This is a genomic window from Ruegeria sp. AD6 (assembly GCF_056542325.1).
Genome location: NZ_JBQFZQ010000013.1, coordinates 25,530 through 46,310, shown reverse-complemented (window position 1 = coordinate 46,310; position 20,781 = coordinate 25,530). Strand labels below are relative to the sequence as shown.

Here is a 20,781-nt window from a genome sequence, read left to right as displayed (position 1 = left end):
AAGCCGAAGCCGAAGCCGAAGCCGAAGCCGAAGCCGAAGCCGAAGCCGAAGCCGAAGCCGAAGCCGAAGCCGAAGCCGAAGCCGAAGCCGAGATTTCGGCGGATACGGCTGAACCGGCGCAGGCACAAGAAAAGCCTGCCGAACCGGCCCCCGAAAAACGCGGCGGTTTTGTTCCGGCGCTGCTGGGCGGCGTAATTGCCGCCGGACTTGGTTTTGTGGCCGGGCAGGGCGGGCTGTTCTCGTCGGGCGGGTCGGACACTGCGCAATCGATTGCCGCGCTGGAATCGAAACTGGCTGATCAATCGGATCAGATCGCAGCCCTGACAAAATCGTTGTCGGATGCGCCGGATGTCTCGGGCCTGTCAGATCAGGTGCAGGCCCTGTCGCAAAAGCTGGACCCGGTTGATGCCGACCTGACCGCGATGAAGTCCAGTGTCGAGGCGCTGAGCGGTCAGATCGCGCCTTTGGCCGATCGATTGACCGAGCTTGAGAAAAACCCGATTGCCGAAAACACCTCGCCCGAGGCGAATGCCGCTTTTGAGGCTGAGTTGAAGAAGCTACAGGACTCGCTGGCCGCACAGCGGGCCGAGGTTGAGAAGATGGTGGCCGATGCCCAGGCGCTTGAGGCCAAAGCCTCGGCCGAAGCACTTGCGGCGACCAATGCCGCGATCCTGTCGCGCCTGCATGGTCAGTTGGATACGGGTGCGCCATATTCTGATCTGGTGACCGAACTGCAAGCAGGCGGCGTGACCGTGCCCGATGCTTTGTCTGGCCCCGCCGACAAGGGGGTCGAGACGCTGCCAGCGCTCCGCGCCTCATTCGCGCCCGCGGCGCGCACGGCACTGGCCGATGCGCGGGATGCGGACAAAGGCACTGGCCTTGTCGCCTTTTTGCAGCGTCAGACAGGGGCGCGGTCGGTGACCCCTCAGGACGGGGATGACCCCGATGCCGTTCTGTCGCGTGCGCAGGCCGCTCTGGCCTCTGGCGATCTGAGCGGCGCATTGTCGGAACTGAAATCTTTGCCCGAAGCGGCGCAGACCGCGATGGCCGAGTGGGAGCAGGCGGCTCAGACCCGTGTCTCTGCCGTAGATGCTGCGAATACGCTCGCGTCCAGCCTGAACTCGAACTGAGGGACCTGCCATGCTGTGGTCATTGTTTAAAATCCTTGTTTTCGTTGCGATTATTGGCCTGCTGGCCTTGGGGGCGCAGGCTTTGATGCAGACCAGCGGCGGGGTGCAGATCACCGTTGCGGGTACGGAATACACTTTGGGGCCGCTGCAATCCGTGATCGCGCTGGGCGTGCTGGTCTTTGCGGTCTGGCTGTTCTTCAAACTGCTCAGCCTGCTGATCGCGACGCTGAAATTCCTCAATGGCGACGAAACCGCCCTGTCGCGCTATTTCGACCGCAGCCGGGAAAAGCGTGGTTATGAGGCTTTGGCGGATGGTCTGATGGCGCTGGCCTCGGGCGAAGGGCGCACGGCGATGACCAAGGCAAGCAAGGCCGAGAAACTGCTGAACAAGCCTGAACTGACCAACCTGCTGGTGGCGCAGGCAGCCGAGATGACCGGCGACACCAAAAAGGCATCCGAGACCTACAAGAAGCTGGTGACCAACAATGCCACGCGTTTTGTCGGTGTGCGCGGGATCATGAAGCAGAAGCTTGCCGAGGGCGACGACGAAACCGCGCGCAAGCTGGCAGAAAAGGCGCTGGCGATTAAACCGCGGCACGAGGAAACGCAAGACGTTCTGCTGAACCTTCAGACCAAGGCGCAGGATTGGGCCGGCGCGCGCTCTACCCTGACCTCGAAGCTGAAGGCCGGGTATCTGCCGCGCGATGTGTTCAAGCGGCGCGATGCGGTTCTGGCCCTGTCCGAGGCCAAGGATATTCTGGACGAGGACGCGACAGTTGATCAGCAGGAGCGCGCGATTGAGGCCAACCGCCTGTCGCCTGATCTGGTCCCTGCAGCGGCAATGGCCGCACGCGCCTATATCGAAAAGGGCAAACCCAAAGCCGCGACCAAGATCCTGAAAAAAGCGTGGGAGGTGCAGCCGCACCCCGATCTGGCCCATGCCTTTGCCGAGATTGCGCCGGATGAAACGCCAGACCAGCGGATCAAGCGCTTTACTGCCCTGACCCGCATTCACCCGGAAAACATGGAAACCCGCCTGATCCTGGCCGAGCTGAATATCGTGGCCGAAGACTTCCCAGAAGCGCGTCGTGCACTAGGCGATGTGGTCGAAAAACAGGCGGATGCGCGCGGTTACACCCTGATGGCCGCGATCGAGCGGGGCGAGGGCGCCTCGGACGCTGTGGTGCAGGGCTGGCTGGCCAAGGCGCTGAACGCGCCGCGCGGGCCGCAATGGGTCTGCACCAACTGCCATGACATTCAGCCGGAATGGGCGCCGGTCTGCCAGAATTGCGGCAGCTTCGATACGCTCAGCTGGCAGACCCCGCAAACACCCGAGATCGCCAGCGCCACAGGCGTTCACATGCTGCCACTCATCGTCGGCGCGTTGGAAGACAAGACTGACGAGCCAGATGAGATGGAAGCGACCGAGCCCGAGGGTGCAGACGTCATCGAACTGGACGCCGAGCCGATTGAAGATAAGGTCGAAAAACAGGCCTGATCCCCGCGATTGCTGGGCAATTGTCCCGGACAGTTCGGTTTGCTAACGTCGCCCTTACGTCGGGGAGGGCGTACTGACCGAAATGCTGGACTACTCGCATAACCCGTGGCTTGTGGCGGCGTCACTGGCCGTGGCGCTGATGGCCGGGTTCACCGGGCTTTACCTGACGCACGGGGCCTCAAAGCTGGATGACCAAAGGCGCAAGTTCGTGGTGGCGCTGGCGGCGGTCATTTTGGGCGGCGGCATCTGGTCGATGCATTTTGTCGCCATGCTGGGCCTGCAACTGCCGATCCTCTTTTACTATGACGCGCTCATTACGCTGATTTCGGCCCTTGTGGCGATCCTGATGGTGGGACTTGCGTTGCTGTTGCTGCATTTCCGGCCTCGAACGATGCAGACCATGGTCTCAGCCGGGGTCATTGTCGGCCTTGGCATCGTGGTGATGCATTATGTCGGCATGGCAGGGATGGAGCTGTGCCGCCCGGTCTACACTGTCTGGGACGTGGCGATTTCCACCGTGGCCTCGGTGGTTCTGTCGGTGCTGGCAATCTGGGTGGCCTATGACAACCGGACCCAACGCAACATCCTGCTGGGCACCGTGTGCTTCGGTCTGGCCGTCTTCACAATGCACTTCGTGGCGGCGGGGCTGACCGATTTCATCGTCAGTGACAATGCAGGCGGGGCCGGGCCTGCACTAAACAATCAGGTGCTGGCGATGGGGGTCACGGTTTCGGTGTTTCTGATCTGCGGGGCCTTTCTGCTGACCGGGATCACCTTCATTGGACCGCAGCCAGAAATCGCACCGTCAGCGTCAGAACCCACGCAAGATCCTCAACCTACCGCCTTGCGCGCCGGTGTTCCGTTCGAGCGTGAAGGGCAGACCTTCTTTACCGAACCTGCCAGCGTGGCCGCGATCCGGGCCGAGGGGCATTACACCGTGCTCTACATGGGGGCCGAGAAACTGTTTTGCCCCTGGTCGATCACCGAGGCTGAATCGCGCCTGAAACCCGATGGCTTCTTGCGCGCGCATCGCAGCTATCTGGTGAACCCCAAACATGTCTCAAGCTTTGAGCGGCACAAAGACAATGGCACCTGCTACTTCGACGGGGTCGATGCGCTGAGCAAGGTGCCGGTCAGCCGATCCCGCCTGACGGCGATCCGCGACGCGCTGGGCCTTTGATCGCAACTCGTGCAGCCTATTCGCAACTCGTGAAACAAGCCGCGCGCCCCGTTTCACGTGACTGGCGGCACTAGCGCCCTCTCCTCTTTTCTTTCCTCAGGTCCCCCACGGCATACCGCTTGGACCCAGGGAGGAAAAAGACCCAGGGAGGAAAAACATGATACCAGCCGGTTTTGAGTATCACCGGCCAGGCGACATCGCCTCGGCCATCGGCATATTGCAGGAACACGGAGATGAGGCGCGTGTGATCGCGGGCGGGCACAGCCTGATCCCGATGATGAAACTGCGCATGGCCGAAATGAGTCATCTGGTCGATCTTCAGGCCATTGATGAGTTGAAGGGGATCGAGATCGGGTCTGACACCGTGACCCTGGGCGCGATGGTAACGCAGCATGAGTTGATCACCCATGACGGTCTGGCCGCAGCCATTCCGCTGATCCGCGAGGCAGCCTTGCAGATTGCTGACCCGCAGGTGCGGTATATGGGCACTGTCGGCGGCAACGTGGCCAATGGCGATCCGGGCAATGACATGCCGGGGCTGATGCAGTGTTTGAACGCGACATTCGATCTGTCCGGCCCCGATGGTGCCCGCAGCGTCGCTGCGCGGGAGTTCTACGAGGCCGCGTATTTCACCGCGCGTGAAGACGAAGAAATCCTGACCCGCATCTCGATCCCGGTGCCGGGTGCAGGCGTTGGTCAGGCTTATGAAAAGCAAAAGCGCAAGATCGGCGATTACGCGACGGCTGCTGCTGCGGTGATGGTGGGCAACGGAACGGCTTCGGTTGCGATGACCAATCTGGCTGACACGCCGGTCTGGTCCGAGGCCGCGAGCGCCGCTCTGGCAGGCGGCGATGTTGAGGGCTGCGTGGCGGCGATGCTCGACGCGATTGACCCGGTGGCCGACAACCGCGGCCCTGTCGAATTCAAGAAACACGTGGCCGCCGTGATGCTGCGCCGCGCCATCGACCGTGCGCAACGCCGCGCGGGGTGAGGAGGGGAACACATGTCGAAAATGCACGTCAAACTCACCGTGAACGGCAAAGAGGTCGAAGGTCTGGCCGAGCCGCGCACTTTGCTCATTCACTTCTTGCGGGAAGATCTGAAAATCACCGGCCCTCATATCGGTTGCGAAACCAGCCATTGCGGAGCCTGCACCGTCGATATCGATGGGAAATCCGTCAAATCCTGCACCACCTTTGTGGCACAGGTGAACGGGGCCGATGTCACCACTGTCGAAGGGCTGACCAATGACGATGGTAGCCTTGGGGTGTTGCAAGAGATGTTCCGCGAACATCACGGGCTACAATGCGGCTTCTGCACGCCGGGGATGATCACCCGCGCGCATCGCTTGCTGAAGGAAAACCCGAACCCGACCGAGGATGAAATTCGCTTTGGTATGGCGGGGAACCTGTGCCGCTGCACTGGATACCAGAATATCGTCAAGGCGATCTCGGCCTCGGCTGATTTGCTCAATGCGCAAAAGCCCTCAAGTAGCGAAGCGGTAGGGCAAACCAAAGTGGAGGCTGCGGAATGAACGACCAGACCCTGACCCCCGAAGAACGCGCCGCCAACCTCAAAGGCATGGGCTGCGCCCGCAAGCGCGTCGAGGATGTGCGGTTCACCCAAGGCAAGGGGAATTACGTCGATGACATCAAGCTGGACGGGATGCTGTTCGGCGATTTCGTGCGCTCGCCCTACGCCCATGCCCGCGTTGTCAGCGTGAACAAAGAAGCGGCCCTGGCCGTGCCCGGCGTGGTTGCCGTGCTGACCGCCGAGGATCTGGCTCCGCTAGGTCTGCACTGGATGCCGACTTTGGCGGGCGACAAGCAGATGGTGCTGGCCGATGGCAAGGTTCTGTTCCAGGGCCAGGAGGTTGCCTATGTCGTCGCCGAAGACCGCTATATCGCGGCGGACGCGGTGGAACTGGTCGAGGTCGAATATGAAGAGCTGCCTGTTATCACTGACCCGTTCGAGTCGTTGAAATCCGACGTCGTCCTGCGTGAGGACCTTGAAGGTCAAACCGAAGGCGCGCACGGCCCACGCAAACATCACAACCATATCTTCACCTGGGAACAGGGTGACAAGGACGCGACCGAGGCTGTTCTGGATGAGGCTGACGTAGTGGCCGAAGAAATGGTCTATTACCACCGCACCCACCCCTGCCCGCTGGAAACCTGCGGCTGTGTGGCGTCGATGGACAAGGTGACGGGCAAGCTGACGCTTTATGGCACGTTTCAGGCCCCGCACGCGATCCGCACGGTTGTGTCGCTGATCTCGGGTCTGGCCGAGCACAACATCCGGGTGATCAGCCCCGATATTGGCGGCGGGTTTGGCAACAAGGTGGGGGCCTATGCGGGCTATGTCTGCTCGGTTGTCGCCTCGATTGTCACCGGCAAGCCGGTGAAATGGGTGGAAGACCGGATGGAGAACCTGATGTCCACCGCCTTTGCCCGCGACTACTGGATGCAGGGCAAGATCGCGGCTACCAAGGAAGGCAAGATCACCGGGCTCTGGTGTCATACCACGGCGGACCATGGCGGCTTTGACGCCTGTGCGGACCCGACCAAGTTCCCGGCGGGGTTCATGAACATCTGCACCGGGTCTTATGACATTCCAACCGCCTATCTGGCCGTTGATGGTGTCTATACCAACAAGGCTCCGGGTGGGGTGGCCTATCGCTGTTCCTTCCGCGTGACCGAGGCCGCCTATTTCATCGAACGCATGATCGAGGTTCTGGCGATCAAGCTGAACATGGACGCGGCCGAGCTGCGGCGGATCAACTTTATCAAGGCTGATCAGTTCCCTTATCAGTCAGCGCTGGGCTGGGAATATGACTCGGGCGATTATCACACCGCCTGGGACAAGGCGTTGAAGGCGGTGGAGTATGACGGTCTTCGAGCCGAACAGGCGCAGCGGGTCGAGGAATTCAAGGCGGGAAAGACCCGCAAACTGCTGGGCATTGGCCTTACGCATTTCACTGAAATCGTGGGCGCGGGGCCGGTGAAGAACTGCGATATCCTTGGGCTGGGCATGTTCGACAGCTGCGAAATCCGCATTCACCCGACGGGCTCGGCTATCGCGCGGCTGGGGACGATATCGCAGGGTCAGGGCCATGCCACGACCTTTGCTCAGATCATCGCCAGTGAGATCGGCCTGCCCGCTGATGACATCACGCTGGAGGAAGGCGACACCGACACAGCGCCCTATGGGCTGGGGACTTATGGGTCCCGGTCAACGCCCGTGGCAGGGGCTGCAACGGCTATGGCTGCGCGCAAAATCCGCGCCAAGGCGCAGATGATCGCGGCCTATCTGTTGGAGGTTCACGACAACGACGTCGAATGGGATGTGGACCGGTTCTCCGTCAAAGGCGCGCCCGAGCGGTTCAAGACCATGAAGGAAATCGCCTTTGCCGCCTATAATCAGGCCATTCCGGGGTTGGAGCCGGGTTTGGAGGCGGTCAGCTACTATGACCCGCCGAACATGACCTACCCGTTCGGGGCCTATATCTGCGTCATGGAAATCGACGTGGATACCGGCGAGTGGGAGGTCCGGCAGTTCTACGCTCTGGATGATTGCGGTACGCGGATCAACCCGATGATTATCGACGGGCAGGTTCATGGCGGCGTGACCGAAGCGTTGGCCATCGCGATGGGTCAGGAAATTGCTTATGATGAGATGGGCAACGTGAAGACCGGCACGCTGATGGATTTCTTCCTGCCGACCGCGTGGGAGACACCGAACTATATTACCGACTATACGGTAACGCCGTCTCCGCATCATCCGATTGGGGCGAAAGGCGTCGGGGAAAGCCCGAATGTGGGTGGCGTGCCTGCGTTTTCGAACGCGGTGCATGATGCGTTCCGGCCCTTTGGTTTGGTGCAGAGCCATATGCCGCATGACCATTGGCGGATCTGGAAGATTGCCAATGGGCTGGGGATGCACGGGTAATTGGGTTCGGACCGGCTGTGGCCGGTCCGATCAGGCAAGGGGGCTCTGCCCCCTTGGACCCCCGAGATATTTTTGGCCAGATGAAGATTGGATCCTGGTTTTGACTTTGAGTGACGTGCAGAACGGATTGGCCGCGCAGGGCTATGTTGCCGATGATCGGTTGGCGATGGCATTGCATCTGGCGCAGGCGTTGGGGCGGCCCTTGTTGCTGGAAGGTCCGGCCGGGGTTGGCAAGACCGAGGTCGCCAAGGCGGTGGCGGCTTGGCGGGATACGCGGTTGATCCGGTTGCAGTGTTATGAGGGGCTGGACGCAAACCACGCGATTTATGAGTGGAATTATCAGCGTCAATTGTTGGCGATCCGAGCGAGCGAAGCGCAGGGTGGCACCAGCGAGGCGCAACTGTTTTCCGATGCGTATTTACTGAAAAGACCTTTGTTAGAGGCTATCTCCGAAGAACAACCTCCGGTTTTGTTGATCGATGAAATTGATCGGGCGGATGAAGAATTCGAAGCCTATTTGTTGGAAATCCTGTCGGACTATCAGATCACGATCCCCGAGCTTGGGACGATCAAGGCGCGGGTTCGGCCCATTGTTATCCTGACCGCAAACGGGACGCGGGATCTGTCGGATGCTTTGCGGCGGCGGTGTCTTTACAGTTTCCTGGACTATCCAACGAAAGAAACGGAACTGGCGATCCTGCAGGCGCGGATGCCCGAGGTTGAAGGGGCGCTGGCGCGGCAGATCATCGGGGTCGTGCAGGCGCTGCGGCAGGAAGATCTGGAAAAGAAGCCGGGTGTGGCAGAGATGTTGGATTGGGCCGCCGCCCTGTCGGGCCTGGGGGTCAACGATCTGGCCAAGTCGCGGGACGAGGTGCAGGCGACTTTGGTGTGTCTGTTGAAAACCGCTGCGGATTACGATGCGGCCCCTGCGGAATTGATGGATCGGCTGATCGGGAAGGTGGCGTGATGCAGGTGACGCGCTTTCCCTCTCGGGCTGATGGGTTGGCGGATCGCATGTCGGGGTTCATTGCCCATCTGCGCCTGAATGGCTTGCGGGTTGGCCCGAAAGAGACTTGCGACGCGTTGGTGGCTTTATCCAAGGTCGAGGCTACGGACACCGATCAGGCCCGTCAGGCATTATGCGCGGTTTTGGCTGGGGATGCCGAAGATTGGCGGCGGTTCGACGGCCTGTTTGACGCCTATTGGTTCAATGCGGGCAAGCAACGGTCCGGCGTCGCGCAGAACACGCATGTTCGGGTTCAGTCGGCAAAGCCGATGATCTGGCAAAGCCATGAACCGGGTGCGGACAGTGCTGAGGCCAGTTCAGGGGACACCACTCCGGACCCGAGCGACAGGGAGGCCGAGGGGAAGGACGGGAAGCTGATTGCAACCCGCACGGCCAACCTGTCGCGCCGGGATTTGCGTGAGTTGATGGATGAACACTCGTTGAAACAAGCGGAAGAGGCGGCGTTGAAATTGGCGCGCGCCATACGCGACCGGCGTTCGCGCAGGCGCAAACGGGCTTTGCGGGGACCAACGCTGGATATGCGGCGCATTCAACGGGCCAGTCTGGCTCGGGGTGGTGAGCCCATCGATCTGTTTCGCCGCGCGCGGCCCCCTCGTCCGATGCGGATCGTTGCCTTGTGCGATGTCAGCGGATCGATGACCGTGTATTCGCGGGTCTTTCTGGCCTTCCTCAAAGGTCTGATCGGCAGCGGCACTGATGCGGATGCCTATCTGTTTCACACCCGCCTGCTGCGGGTCACCGACGCTTTGCAGGACCATGATACGCTGCGCGCGGCTGGTCGGTTGTCGCTGATGGCCGAGGGGTTCGGTGGCGGTACGGATATTTCGGGCAGTCTGGAGCGGTTTCTGGATGGCTACGGCGCGCGCGCGCTGAATGGCCGGACGGTCGTTCTGATCCTGTCGGACGGGTACTGCACTCAGACCCCGGATCGGTTGGCAGACGCTTTGGCACGGATGCGGCGCAAAGCGCGGCGGATTGTCTGGCTCAATCCGCTGAAAGGGTGGAAGGACTACCAGCCCATCGCGGCGGCCATGCAAGCTGCGGAACCTTATCTGGACGCCCATTTGCCCGCCAACACGCTGGACGCGCTCGCGGCCCTTGAACCTGAATTCCGCAAGCTCTGAAAAGGGTCTAACATGGGAAATTTTGACATTTTCGACACCATTGAGCAGCTTCGGCAATCCGGTCAACCATTCTGTGTCGCGACTGTTCTGCGGACGGCAGATGCGACCTCGGCCAAGGCGGGTGGAAAGGCGGCTGTGACGCGGGGTGGAGAGATTCTGGGCCATCTGGGTGGAGCGTGCGTACAGCGTGCGGTTCGAACCTCGGCACAGCAGGCGTTGTCCAGCGGGACGCCGCAGATGATCCGCGTGAAACCTTCGGAAAAGGTGGTGACGATGACGGACACGGATGGCGTGCAAACCTTCAAAAGCGGATGCCCGTCTGGCGGCACGGTTGATCTGCTGGTCGAACCCTATCAACAGGCGCCCCGGCTGGTGATCTTTGGTGCCTCGCCCATCGCATCGGCATTGGCGGCGCACGGCACTTTGGCCGGGCTGCGCGTCTATCTTGACGACGGCGCAGAGGCATCGGCTGAGTGCGCCCGGTTCTCGTTGGATCAGGTGTCCGAACTTGGGATCGAGGCGCGGGATTTCGTGGTGGTCGCGTCCCAGGGCAAAAACGATGGCGCGGTGCTAAAGGCTGCGTTGGAGACACCGGCCGCGCGCGTCTCGATGGTGGCCAGCCGCCGCAAGGCCGATACGCTGGTGGCGAAACTGATCGCACAGGGCATGGACCCGTTGTGTGTTGCGCGGCTGAAATCGCCTGCGGGGTTGGATATTCACGCCATCGATCCGCACGAAATCGCCTTGTCGATCTTGGCCGAGATTGTGCTTTGGCGGAACAGTGATACGACTAAGGAGGTCTCTCATGACGAAAAGCTTGCGTAGATGGTGCGCCGCACTCTGGCCCGCCCGCCCCGGTCCCAACCCGGAAGACGCGGCCGAAATGGCGCTGATCGTCTTCCCAAGATGTTGTTGAACAAAGGAAATGCCTGAATGGAACTGAGCGACGAAATCCGTATCACCGCCCCCCGTGACGTGGTGTACCGCGCCCTGAATGATGCAGAGATTCTGAAAGAATGTATTCCGGGCTGCGAGGAGCTGGTTCAGAACTCGCCCGAGGATCTGGAAGCCAAGGTTGTGCTGAAAATCGGCCCGGTCAAGGCCAAGTTCGCCGGTCAGGTGACGCTGGACACCTCTAACGCACCGGATGGCTTTTCCTTGAATGGCGAAGGCAAGGGCGGGGCCGCCGGGTTCGCCAAGGGCGGGGCCGAGGTGACACTGACCGAAGATGGCGATGAGACGGTTCTGGCCTACACCGCCAAGGTCGATATCGGCGGCAAGATCGCACAATTGGGCAGCCGTTTGATCGCGGGAACGGCCAAGAAACTGTCTGGCAAGTTCTTCACCCGCTTCGGTGAAATCGTGTCCGAGCAATCGGTGTCGTGAGATTGTAAATGACAGCAAACATCGCCCGCGCACGGGTGGTTTTGGAATAGCATCTTTGGGAGATTTGGTGCCCAGGAGAGGACTCGAACCTCCACGTCCATACGGACACTAGCACCTGAAGCTAGCGCGTCTACCAATTCCGCCACCTGGGCAGGTGTCGTGAGGGGGCGTTTAAGCCCAGTGGCGGGGGGCGTCAACCGGATTCGGGGAGATTTTTGAAAGTTTTTTGAACAAGGCCGATTACGCCCCCAATCAGGCATTGTGCCGATGTTGCCGCGTGGCGAATTAGCGCCTTGTTTCGAAGCGATCTGGGCGCTACGTCTTTTCCCCATAAAGTCAGCAGGAGGTCACCCATGTCCAAACTGGTCACGATTTACGGCGGATCGGGTTTTGTCGGGCGCTACATCGCGCGACGGATGGCGGGTGAAGGGTGGCGCGTGCGCGTGGCGGTGCGCCGGCCGAACGAAGCCATGTTTGTCAAACCCTACGGCGTGGTTGGTCAGGTCGAACCGGTCTTGTGCAATATCCGCGATGATGCGTCGGTTGCGCAGGCTATGCAGGGTGCGGATGCGGTCGTGAACTGCGTGGGCGTCCTGAACGAGCTTGGCAACAATGATTTTGCCGCCGTGCAGGCCGAAGGGGCCGAGCGGATCGCGCGTTTGGCGGCGCAGCAGGGTATCGCGCGTATGGTTCATATTTCGGCCATTGGTGCGGATGCAGATGCGGCCAGCACATACTCGCAGACCAAGGCGCGGGGAGAGGCGGGCGTGTTGCAGCATATGCCCGACGCCGTGATCCTGCGCCCGTCGCTTGTCTTTGGCACGGAAGATCAGTTCTTCAACCGCTTTGCGGGTATGGCGCGTCTGGGTCCGTTTTTACCTCTGGTCGGTGCCGATACGAAATTCCAGCCGGTCTATGTGGACGATGTCGCGCAGGCGGCGGTCAAAGGGGTTCTGGGTCAGGCGCAGGCCGGGGTTTACGAATTGGGCGGGCCCGAGGTCAAAACCTTCCGCGCCCTGATGCAGCAGATGCTGGAGGTCATTCACCGCCGCCGGATCATTCTGGGTGTACCGTTCTTTGTGGCCAAGATCATGGCCGGGGTTCTGGACATTGCGAAATTCGTCAGCTTCCAGCTGTTCCCCAACAACATCCTGACCCGCGATCAGCTGAAAAACCTGCGCCGGGACAATGTTGTGTCAGAGGGTGCAAAAACGCTGGAAGATCTTGGGATCGAAGCCACGACGCTTGCGTCGGTTCTGCCCGAGTACCTGTGGAAATTCCGCCCCTCGGGCCAGTATGACGACATCCAGAATTCCGCCGATAACCTGCGGACCTGATCAGCTGTAGGCAATCACCAGCAGGGTGATGCCCAGAAACACGCGGTAAATCACGTATGGGGTGAAGCTGACGCTGCGCAGCAGGCGCATCATCAGGCTAAGCGCCAAAAGTGCCGAGACAAAGGCGAAGGCAGCGGCAATCGCCCCGTCTTTGGCCAGATTGGTATCGGCCTGATGGATCACATCCGCTGACAACAAGACGCCCGAGGCGATGATCGTCGGGATCGACATCAGCATGGCAATGCGGGCCCCGTCCTCGCGCGTGTATCCCAGATGCCGGGCACCGGTGATGGTAATGCCGGACCGCGATGTACCGGGGATCAGGGCGATGGCCTGCCACAGGCCCATGATCGCCGCGTCCCGCAGGCCCCAATCCTTTGCCACCTTGGTTTGCGGGCCCTTTTGATCCATCCAATACAGCAACACGCCAAACAGCAGCATTGTCCAGCCGATCACAGCGATCGAACGCATCGCATCGCTCAGCCCGGTCAGAAACAGGACAAGCCCGGCAAGAACGGTTGGGATCGTCGCGATGATCAGCCCCAGGGCCAGCCTGGCCTGCGGGGTATCGGTTTGGCCTCTTAGGGCGCGGGGCACGCCGGAGAGGGCAGATTTCACGTCCGTCCAAAAATACAGCACAACCGCGCCCAGCGTGCCCACATGAACCGCGACGTCTATGGTTTGGCCCTGATCCTCCATCCCTGTCAGGCTGGGCAGCAGGATCAGATGGCCCGATGAAGACACCGGCAGGAATTCAGTTATCCCCTGAATTATCGCTACGAGAATCAAGTGAAAAAGACTCATTTAACCTGCTGCACTGCTACCAAATCGTTTTACTTTTTATGGGTATTCCGGTGGCTCTCAAAAGGAAAGTGCGTTGATAGGTCCGAATCGGAACTAAAATCACGCAGTAATTTCCCGAGATTAGCAAGATACCGCAAACTTTTCCAATTTAGGTCAGTACTTTTTACTTTTCATCCCAAACTGCATCTCTTAAACAGGCCCGACCAAGCCAATTCATGGAGTCTGACCCGTGGCCAAGCAACCGATGCTGAAATTTGTGCAGATCGACCGCGTCATGCCGGAAAAGCGTGCCGCTGATGACCGCAAGGAAGACTTTGACGAAATCTATGCCGAGTTCGCGGCGGACAAGGCGGCAGAGCAGGCCAGCCGGTGCAGCCAGTGTGGTGTGCCCTATTGCCAGTCGCACTGCCCGCTGCACAACAATATCCCCGATTGGCTGAACCTGACCGCGACGGGTCGTCTGGAAGAGGCGTATCAGACCAGTCAGGCCACCAACACCTTCCCCGAGATTTGTGGCCGCATTTGCCCGCAGGATCGCCTGTGCGAAGGCAATTGCGTGATCGAACAGTCCGGCCACGGCACCGTCACCATCGGGACGATCGAAAAATACATCACCGACACGGCATGGGACAAAGGCTGGGTCAAGCCCGTGGTTCCGGGGGCCGAGCGCAGCGAAAGCGTTGGCATCATCGGTGGTGGCCCCGGCGGGCTGGCGGCGGCGGATATGCTGCGTCGCGCCGGTGTTCAGGTGACGGTTTATGACCGCTATGACCGCGCCGGTGGGTTGCTGATGTACGGCATTCCGGGCTTCAAGCTGGAAAAGGACATCGTGCAGCGCCGCAACGACCTGCTGGCCGATGGCGGGGTTGAGTTCGTGCTGAACTGCGACGTGGACGCTGCCAAATTCGACGAGATTCGCGCCAAGCATGACGCCGTGATCATCGCGACCGGCGTTTACAAATCGCGCGACCTGTCGATGCCGGGCAGCGGGCTGAACGGCATCGAAAAGGCCATCGACTTCCTGACCGCCTCGAACCGCAAAAGCTTTGGTGACGCGGTCGAAGATTTCGACAATGGCCGCCTGAACGCCGATGGCAAGAAAGTCGTCGTGATCGGCGGTGGCGATACCGCGATGGACTGTGTGCGCACCTCGATCCGGCAAGGGGCCACTTCGGTCAAATGCCTGTACCGCCGCGACCGCGCGAACATGCCCGGCTCGCAGCGCGAAACCCAGAATGCCGAGGAAGAAGGCGTGATCTTCGAATGGCTCAGCGCGCCCAAGGGCTTTACCGGCGACGATACCGTCTCGGGCGTGATGGTGCAGAAAATGCGTCTGGGTCAGCCCGACGCCACGGGCCGTCAGGCCCCCGAGGTGATCGAAGGCGCGGATTATGTGGAAGAGGCCGATCTGGTCATCAAGGCGCTGGGCTTCGAGCCCGAAGACCTGCCCACCCTGTTCGGCCAGCCCGATCTGCCCGTGACCCGTTGGGGTACCGTCAAGGCCGCCTTCCAGACCGGTGAGACCGAGATGGACGGCGTTTATGCCATCGGTGACATCGTGCGCGGGGCCTCTCTGGTGGTCTGGGCCATCCGTGACGGGCGCGATTGTGCCGACGCGATCATCGACCGGTTCAACGCCAAAGCTGCTGTCGCAGCCGAATAAGCCAGATACCAAAGCGAATTAAGCCCCCTCGGAAGAAGGAGACAGCCAATGACCAAATATGATGCCGATTGGGTGCGGGCCGAAGAAGCCAAACGCCAGTGGATGGCGGAAAACGGTCTTTATTCCGAGGATGAGGAGCATTCGTCCTGCGGTGTGGGTCTTGTTGTCTCGGTCGATGGTAAGAAAAGCCGCAAGGTTGTGGATGCAGGGATCGATGCGCTCAAGGCGATCTGGCACCGGGGCGCGGTGGATGCCGATGGCAAGACCGGCGATGGCGCGGGGATCCACGTGCAAATTCCGGTTCCATTCTTCTATGACCAGATCCGCCGCACCGGGCACGAGCCCAATCTGGATCAGTTGATCGCCGTCGGTCAGGTGTTCTTGCCGCGTACCGATTTCGGGGCGCAGGAAAGCTGCCGGACCATCGTGGAAACCGAAGTTCTGCGCATGGGCTATTACATCTATGGCTGGCGTCACGTACCGGTCGATGTGACCTGTCTGGGCGACAAGGCCAACGCTACCCGGCCCGAGATCGAGCAGATCCTGATCTCGAATTCAAAAGGCGTGGACGAAGAGACGTTCGAGCGCGAGCTGTACGTGATCCGTCGCCGGATCGAAAAGGCTGCCCTGGCCGCTGGGATTTCCGGGCTGTATCTGGCGTCGCTGTCCTGCCGCTCGATCATCTACAAAGGCATGATGCTGGCCGAGCAGGTGGCCGTGTTCTACCCGGACCTGATGGATGAACGCTTCGAATCCGCATTCGCGATTTATCACCAGCGCTATTCGACCAACACCTTCCCGCAATGGTGGCTGGCGCAACCTTTCCGCATGCTGGCCCATAACGGCGAGATCAACACGCTGAAGGGCAACGTCAACTGGATGAAAAGCCATGAAATCCGGATGACCTCGGACAGCTTTGGCGACTATGCCGAAGACATCAAGCCGATCATCGCGGGGGGATCGTCGGATTCGGCTGCATTAGACTCGGTTTTTGAGGTTCTGGTGCGCGCGGGCCGCTCGGCCCCGATGGCGAAAACCATGTTGGTGCCGGAAAGCTGGTCCAAGCAGGCGGTGGAACTGCCGCAGGCGTGGCGCGATATGTATTCCTATTGCAACTCGGTGATGGAGCCGTGGGACGGCCCCGCCGCTTTGGCGATGACCGACGGCCGCTGGGTCTGTGCCGGTCTGGACCGCAACGGGTTGCGCCCGATGCGTTACGTTGTGACGGGTGACGGGCTGGTCATCGCGGGGTCTGAAACCGGTATGGTGCCAATCGATGAGGCCACCGTGACGGAAAAAGGCGCGCTGGGTCCGGGTCAGATGCTGGCCGTGGACATGAAGAAGGGCAAACTGTTCCGCGACAAGCAGATCAAGGACAAGCTGTCCCGCGCGCTGCCGTTTGGCGACTGGGTGAGCAAGATCAACGATGTGGACAATACGCTGGCAGGTGTGTCCGAGGCTCCGATCTTCTCGGGCGATGAACTGCGCAAGCGTCAGATCGCAGCCGGATACTCAGTCGAGGAACTGGAGCAGATCCTTGCGCCCATGGCCGAAGACGGCAAAGAGGCGCTGGCCTCGATGGGTGACGACACGCCCTCGGCAGTTCTGTCCAAGAAATATCGCCCGCTTAGCCATTTCTTCCGTCAGAATTTCAGCCAGGTGACCAACCCGCCCATCGACAGCTTGCGCGAATACCGCGTGATGTCGCTGAAAACGCGGTTCGGGAACCTCAAGAACGTGCTGGATGAAGACAGCAGCCAGACCGAGATCATCGTGCTGGAAAGCCCCTTTGTCGGTAACGCGCAGTGGGACAAGCTGGTTGAAAACTTCAACTCTCCGCTGGCCGAGATCGACTGTAGCTTTGAACCCGGCCGGGGGGCGCTCAGCGCCGCTTTGGCCCGGATCAGAGCCGAAGCGGAAGAAGCAGTGCGCTCGGGCGCGGGTCATCTGGTCCTGTCCGATCTGAACTCGGGTCAGGGTCGTGTGGCGATGCCGATGATCCTGGCGACCAGCGCGGTGCATTCGCATCTGACGCGGCAGGGGCTGCGGACGTTCTGTTCGCTGAACGTGCGGTCGGCCGAATGCGTCGATCCGCATTACTTTGCTGTTCTGATCGGTTGCGGCGCGACCGTGGTGAACGCCTATCTGGCCGAGGATTCGCTGGCCGACCGCATTGATCGCGGGTTGCTGGATGGCTCCCTGACCGAGAATGTGGCGCGCTATCGCGAAGCCATCGATCAGGGCCTGTTGAAGATCATGGCCAAGATGGGGATTTCGGTGATCTCGTCCTATCGGGGCGGTCTGAACTTTGAGGCCGTGGGCCTCAGCCGCGCCATGGTGGCTGAGTATTTCCCGGGCATGACCAGCCGGATCTCGGGTATCGGCGTCACCGGTATTCAGGCCAAGGTTGAGGAAATCCACGCCAAGGGCTGGGACAGCGGTCTGGACGTGCTGCCCATCGGTGGTTTCTACAAAGCACGCAAATCGGGTGAGACCCACGCGTGGGAAGCGACCTCGATGCATATGATGCAAATGGCCTGTAACCGCGCCTCATATGAGCTGTGGAAACAGTATTCGGCCAAGATGCAGTCGAACCCGCCGATCCACCTGCGCGACCTGATGGATTTCAAGCCGCTGGGCAAGCCGGTGCCGATTGAAGAGGTCGAATCGATCACCTCGATCCGTAAGCGCTTTGTCACGCCGGGCATGTCGCTGGGCGCGCTGTCGCCCGAGGCGCATAAGACGCTGAACGTGGCGATGAACCGGATCGGTGCGAAATCCGACTCGGGCGAGGGCGGTGAAGACCCGGCGCATTTCGTGCCGGAACCCAATGGCGACAACCCGTCCGCCAAGATCAAACAGGTGGCTTCTGGTCGCTTCGGTGTGACTGCCGAATACCTGAACCAGTGCGAAGAGCTTGAGATCAAGGTCGCGCAGGGTGCGAAACCCGGTGAGGGTGGGCAATTGCCCGGCATGAAGGTCACCGATCTGATCGCGCGTCTGCGCCATTCAACCAAGGGCGTGACGCTGATCTCGCCGCCGCCGCATCACGACATCTACTCGATAGAGGATCTGGCGCAGCTGATCTATGACCTGAAACAGATCAACCCGCGCTGCAAGGTGACGGTGAAACTGGTGGCGTCTTCGGGCGTTGGCACGATTGCTGCCGGTGTGGCCAAGGCGAAAGCGGACGTCATTCTGATCTCGGGCCATAATGGTGGCACCGGGGCATCCCCCGCGACCAGCATCAAATATGCCGGTCTGCCGTGGGAGATGGGCCTGACCGAGGCGCATCAGGTTCTGGCGATGAACAACCTGCGGGATCGGGTGACCTTGCGCACCGATGGCGGGTTGCGCACAGGTCGCGACATCGTCATGGCCGCGATGATGGGGGCCGAGGAATACGGCATCGGCACCGCCGCCCTGATCGCGATGGGCTGTATCATGGTGCGTCAGTGCCAGTCGAACACCTGCCCCGTTGGCGTCTGTACGCAGGACGAATCCCTGCGCGCCAAGTTCACCGGCAATGCGGACAAGGTGGTGAACCTGATCACCTTCTACGCGCAAGAAGTGCGCGAGGTGCTGGCCAGCCTTGGTGCCCGGTCCGTGGATGAGATCATCGGGCGCGCCGACCTGCTGGCTCAGGTCAGCCGGGGCTCGGCCCATCTGGACGATCTGGACCTCAACCCGCTGCTGATTACCGTCGATGGCGCGCATGACATTGTCTATGACCGCGACAAGGATCGGAATGCGGTGCCGGATACTCTGGACGCTGAAATCGTGCGCGACGCGGCGCGGTTCCTGAAAGACGGTGAAAAGATGCAGCTGTCTTACGCAATCCAGAACACGCACCGAACGGTCGGCACACGGGTGTCCAGCCATATCGTGCAGAATTTCGGCATGCGGAACACGTTCCAGGACGACCATCTGCATGTGAAACTGCAGGGCTCGGCGGGGCAATCGCTGGGGGCCTTTGCCGCCCCGGGCCTGAAGCTGGAAGTGTCGGGCGACGCAAATGACTATGTCGGCAAGGGCCTGTCGGGCGGTACCATTGTCGTGCGCCCGCCGCAGGTCAGCCCGTTGAAGGCAGATGACAACACCATCATCGGCAACACTGTTCTGTATGGGGCCACCGATGGCCATCTGTTCGCGGCTGGCCGCGCGGGTGAGCGGTTTGCCGTGCGTAACTCGGGCGCCAAAGTGGTGATCGAGGGCTGTGGTTCGAATGGGTGTGAATACATGACCGGCGGCGTGGCCGTTATCCTTGGCGATATCGGGGCCAATTTCGGGGCCGGTATGACCGGCGGCATGGCCTATCTGTATGACCCCGAAGGCAAGGCCGAATTGCTGATGAACAAAGAGACTCTGGTGACCTGTCCGGTGACCGTGGATCATTGGGTGGATCAGCTGAAATCGCTGATCGAGCGTCACGCGGCCGAGACCCACAGCCGCAAGGCCGCCGACATTCTGCAACACTGGGATGTGGAAAAGGGCAACTTCCTGCAGGTCTGCCCGAAAGAGATGCTGAACAAGCTCAGCCATCCGCTGTCGACCGAAGCTGCCGCTGTTCCGGCTGAATAGCGGCCAATAGAGCCAAAAACAGGGCCCCGCGTGACTTTTGAATCACGCGGGGCCTTTCTTATTTGTGCAGATCGCGCGCACGTCTTGCTGGATCGCAGTCAGGCAGCCTAGCCTTTGTTCACGCTTTGGTGATGAATACCCATCATGCTGTGGCCGCGCCGCAGTGTCGAACAGGAGGTGCCGAATGCCGACCACTTACCTTGACCAGTTCTATGCGTTCGATCCGGCCAACCCGCCTCCGGTCGGGACGGCCATATCGGTCGAAAAGTACAATCTGGTCGATGATGATGACGATTTCGACATCGAAGCGGGCACTGGCGACACCGTGAACGGTCAGTTGGTGACCTCGTCCTGGCCGGGGGACACGGTGACCATCAACCTGACGGGCGGTGGCACCGCGACCTACACCGGCACGACCTTTTATCTGGCGGATGGCACACGTGTGTTCACACCCACGGACGGGTCGGTTCTGCAGCCGGGCACGCTGGCGTCCACAACCTTTGTGACCACGCAAGGCCCGCTGGACGTGACCACCGATCTGGGCCCGCCATGCTTTACACCGGGCACTATGATTACCACGCCGCAAGGCCCGCGGGCAGTGGAAACGCTGATGGCGGGCGACCTTGTCACCACCGTAGATCACGGCCCGCAACCGCTGATCTGGGTTGGGCGCACCACTGTTGAGGCCGAGGGCAAACTTGCACCCGTTCAGTTCCAGGCGGGTGTGCTGGGGCTGGACCAACCGCTACTGGTCTCACCACAACACCGCATGCTGATCGAAGACTGGCGCGCGCCGCTGTTGTTCGGCCACCCCGAGGCGTTGATTGCCGCCCATTGTCTGGTGAACGGCGACACGGTGAGGCGGATCGAAGGCGGGCAGGTCGACTATATCCACCTGTTGTTCGAACGACACGAGATCATCTTTGCCAATGGCGCAAAAAGCGAAAGCTATTACCCCGGTCACGCCCTGACGACGCCTGAACGGGAAACACAGGCCGAAATCCTGCATCTGTTCCCGGAATTGAAGGCGCGTGGCGCCAGGATGCCCGACACCGCCCGTCCGGTTGTGCCTGCGCGCGAAGCACGGGCAATCGCGATTTAGG

At 60.7% G+C, this 20,781-nt stretch carries 15 protein-coding genes and 1 tRNA gene; 14 read left to right on the top strand and 2 right to left on the bottom strand.

From position 1 onward, the window contains the following. The 10 genes from ACR0KJ_RS18155 to ACR0KJ_RS18110 all read left to right on the top strand — a co-directional run. On the top strand, positions 1 to 1,130 hold a 1,130-nt coding region (locus ACR0KJ_RS18155; protein ID WP_480627342.1), incomplete at its 5' end, for a COG4223 family protein. A gap of 10 nt (positions 1,131 to 1,140) precedes the next feature. Continuing rightward, on the top strand, positions 1,141 to 2,628 hold the full coding sequence (locus ACR0KJ_RS18150) for a heme biosynthesis HemY N-terminal domain-containing protein (protein WP_480627341.1): 1,488 nt from the start codon (positions 1,141 to 1,143) through the stop codon (positions 2,626 to 2,628). 82 nt (positions 2,629 to 2,710) lie between these two features. Next, entirely contained in the window at positions 2,711 to 3,808 is a 1,098-nt protein-coding gene (locus ACR0KJ_RS18145; protein ID WP_480627340.1) for an MHYT domain-containing protein, read from the top strand. A 157-nt stretch (positions 3,809 to 3,965) separates the two neighbouring features. After that, positions 3,966 to 4,799 (top strand): FAD binding domain-containing protein, encoded by an 834-nt coding sequence (locus ACR0KJ_RS18140; protein ID WP_480627339.1) that lies wholly within the window; start codon positions 3,966 to 3,968, stop codon positions 4,797 to 4,799. 12 nt (positions 4,800 to 4,811) lie between these two features. Beyond that, positions 4,812 to 5,342 carry a (2Fe-2S)-binding protein gene (locus ACR0KJ_RS18135; RefSeq protein WP_480627338.1) on the top strand — a complete coding sequence of 177 codons (531 nt, stop codon included), beginning with the start codon at positions 4,812 to 4,814 and terminating at the stop codon, positions 5,340 to 5,342. Beyond that, the gene (locus tag ACR0KJ_RS18130; protein ID WP_480627337.1) at positions 5,339 to 7,756 is read left to right on the top strand and encodes an aerobic carbon-monoxide dehydrogenase large subunit; all 2,418 of its coding nucleotides are present in this window, start codon (positions 5,339 to 5,341) and stop codon (positions 7,754 to 7,756) included. Before ACR0KJ_RS18135 ends, ACR0KJ_RS18130 begins: the two co-directional genes overlap by 4 nt. 100 nt (positions 7,757 to 7,856) lie before the next feature. After that, complete coding sequence (locus ACR0KJ_RS18125) at positions 7,857 to 8,723, top strand: AAA family ATPase (protein ID WP_480627336.1); 867 nt, start codon at positions 7,857 to 7,859, stop codon at positions 8,721 to 8,723. After that, positions 8,723 to 9,907 (top strand): vWA domain-containing protein, encoded by a 1,185-nt coding sequence (locus ACR0KJ_RS18120; protein ID WP_480627344.1) that lies wholly within the window; start codon positions 8,723 to 8,725, stop codon positions 9,905 to 9,907. Before ACR0KJ_RS18125 ends, ACR0KJ_RS18120 begins: the two co-directional genes overlap by 1 nt. A 12-nt stretch (positions 9,908 to 9,919) precedes the next feature. Continuing rightward, positions 9,920 to 10,732, top strand: coding sequence for an XdhC family protein (locus ACR0KJ_RS18115; protein ID WP_480627335.1), 813 nt, complete (start codon positions 9,920 to 9,922; stop codon positions 10,730 to 10,732). 108 nt (positions 10,733 to 10,840) lie between these two features. Then, positions 10,841 to 11,293 carry an SRPBCC family protein gene (locus ACR0KJ_RS18110; RefSeq protein ID WP_170453301.1) on the top strand — a complete coding sequence of 151 codons (453 nt, stop codon included), beginning with the start codon at positions 10,841 to 10,843 and terminating at the stop codon, positions 11,291 to 11,293. Positions 11,294 to 11,358: 65 nt separating this feature from the next. Here ACR0KJ_RS18110 and ACR0KJ_RS18105 read toward each other — a convergent pair. Next, positions 11,359 to 11,445: transfer RNA gene (locus ACR0KJ_RS18105), tRNA-Leu, on the bottom strand. Between the two features lie 201 nt (positions 11,446 to 11,646). Here ACR0KJ_RS18105 and ACR0KJ_RS18100 point away from each other — a divergent pair. Next, on the top strand, positions 11,647 to 12,630 hold the full coding sequence (locus ACR0KJ_RS18100; protein WP_170520803.1) for a complex I NDUFA9 subunit family protein: 984 nt from the start codon (positions 11,647 to 11,649) through the stop codon (positions 12,628 to 12,630). Here ACR0KJ_RS18100 and ACR0KJ_RS18095 read toward each other — a convergent pair whose 3' ends face one another. Continuing rightward, complete coding sequence (locus ACR0KJ_RS18095) at positions 12,631 to 13,434, bottom strand: undecaprenyl-diphosphate phosphatase (protein ID WP_480627334.1); 804 nt, start codon at positions 13,432 to 13,434, stop codon at positions 12,631 to 12,633. It abuts the gene before it with no gap. Positions 13,435 to 13,663: 229 nt separating this feature from the next. Here ACR0KJ_RS18095 and ACR0KJ_RS18090 point away from each other — a divergent pair, with 229 nt between their 5' ends. The 3 genes from ACR0KJ_RS18090 to ACR0KJ_RS18080 all read left to right on the top strand — a co-directional run bounded on the left by ACR0KJ_RS18090 (position 13,664) and on the right by ACR0KJ_RS18080 (position 20,780). Beyond that, on the top strand, positions 13,664 to 15,097 hold the full coding sequence (locus tag ACR0KJ_RS18090; protein ID WP_170623577.1) for an NAD(P)-dependent oxidoreductase: 1,434 nt from the start codon (positions 13,664 to 13,666) through the stop codon (positions 15,095 to 15,097). 48 nt (positions 15,098 to 15,145) lie between these two features. Then, positions 15,146 to 19,678, top strand: coding sequence for a glutamate synthase large subunit (gene gltB, locus ACR0KJ_RS18085; RefSeq protein WP_480627333.1), 4,533 nt, complete (start codon positions 15,146 to 15,148; stop codon positions 19,676 to 19,678). Positions 19,679 to 19,862: 184 nt separating this feature from the next. Beyond that, positions 19,863 to 20,780 carry a Hint domain-containing protein gene (locus ACR0KJ_RS18080; protein ID WP_480627332.1) on the top strand — a complete coding sequence of 306 codons (918 nt, stop codon included), beginning with the start codon at positions 19,863 to 19,865 and terminating at the stop codon, positions 20,778 to 20,780. Position 20,781 lies beyond the last annotated feature (1 nt).

Bases quoted from the DNA above. Each gene is read 5' to 3' on its own strand.
- ACR0KJ_RS18150 (WP_480627341.1), top strand. From the start codon at position 1,141: ATGCTGTGGTCATTGTTTAAAATCCTTGTTTTCGTTGCGATTATTGGC.
- ACR0KJ_RS18145 (WP_480627340.1), top strand. From the start codon at position 2,711: ATGCTGGACTACTCGCATAACCCGTGGCTTGTGGCGGCGTCACTGGCC.
- ACR0KJ_RS18140 (WP_480627339.1), top strand. From the start codon at position 3,966: ATGATACCAGCCGGTTTTGAGTATCACCGGCCAGGCGACATCGCCTCG.
- ACR0KJ_RS18135 (WP_480627338.1), top strand. From the start codon at position 4,812: ATGTCGAAAATGCACGTCAAACTCACCGTGAACGGCAAAGAGGTCGAA.
- ACR0KJ_RS18130 (WP_480627337.1), top strand. From the start codon at position 5,339: ATGAACGACCAGACCCTGACCCCCGAAGAACGCGCCGCCAACCTCAAA.
- ACR0KJ_RS18120 (WP_480627344.1), top strand. From the start codon at position 8,723: ATGCAGGTGACGCGCTTTCCCTCTCGGGCTGATGGGTTGGCGGATCGC.
- ACR0KJ_RS18115 (WP_480627335.1), top strand. From the start codon at position 9,920: ATGGGAAATTTTGACATTTTCGACACCATTGAGCAGCTTCGGCAATCC.
- ACR0KJ_RS18110 (WP_170453301.1), top strand. From the start codon at position 10,841: ATGGAACTGAGCGACGAAATCCGTATCACCGCCCCCCGTGACGTGGTG.
- ACR0KJ_RS18100 (WP_170520803.1), top strand. From the start codon at position 11,647: ATGTCCAAACTGGTCACGATTTACGGCGGATCGGGTTTTGTCGGGCGC.
- ACR0KJ_RS18095 (WP_480627334.1), bottom strand. From the start codon at position 13,434: ATGAGTCTTTTTCACTTGATTCTCGTAGCGATAATTCAGGGGATAACT.
- gltB (WP_480627333.1), top strand. From the start codon at position 15,146: ATGACCAAATATGATGCCGATTGGGTGCGGGCCGAAGAAGCCAAACGC.
- ACR0KJ_RS18080 (WP_480627332.1), top strand. From the start codon at position 19,863: ATGCCGACCACTTACCTTGACCAGTTCTATGCGTTCGATCCGGCCAAC.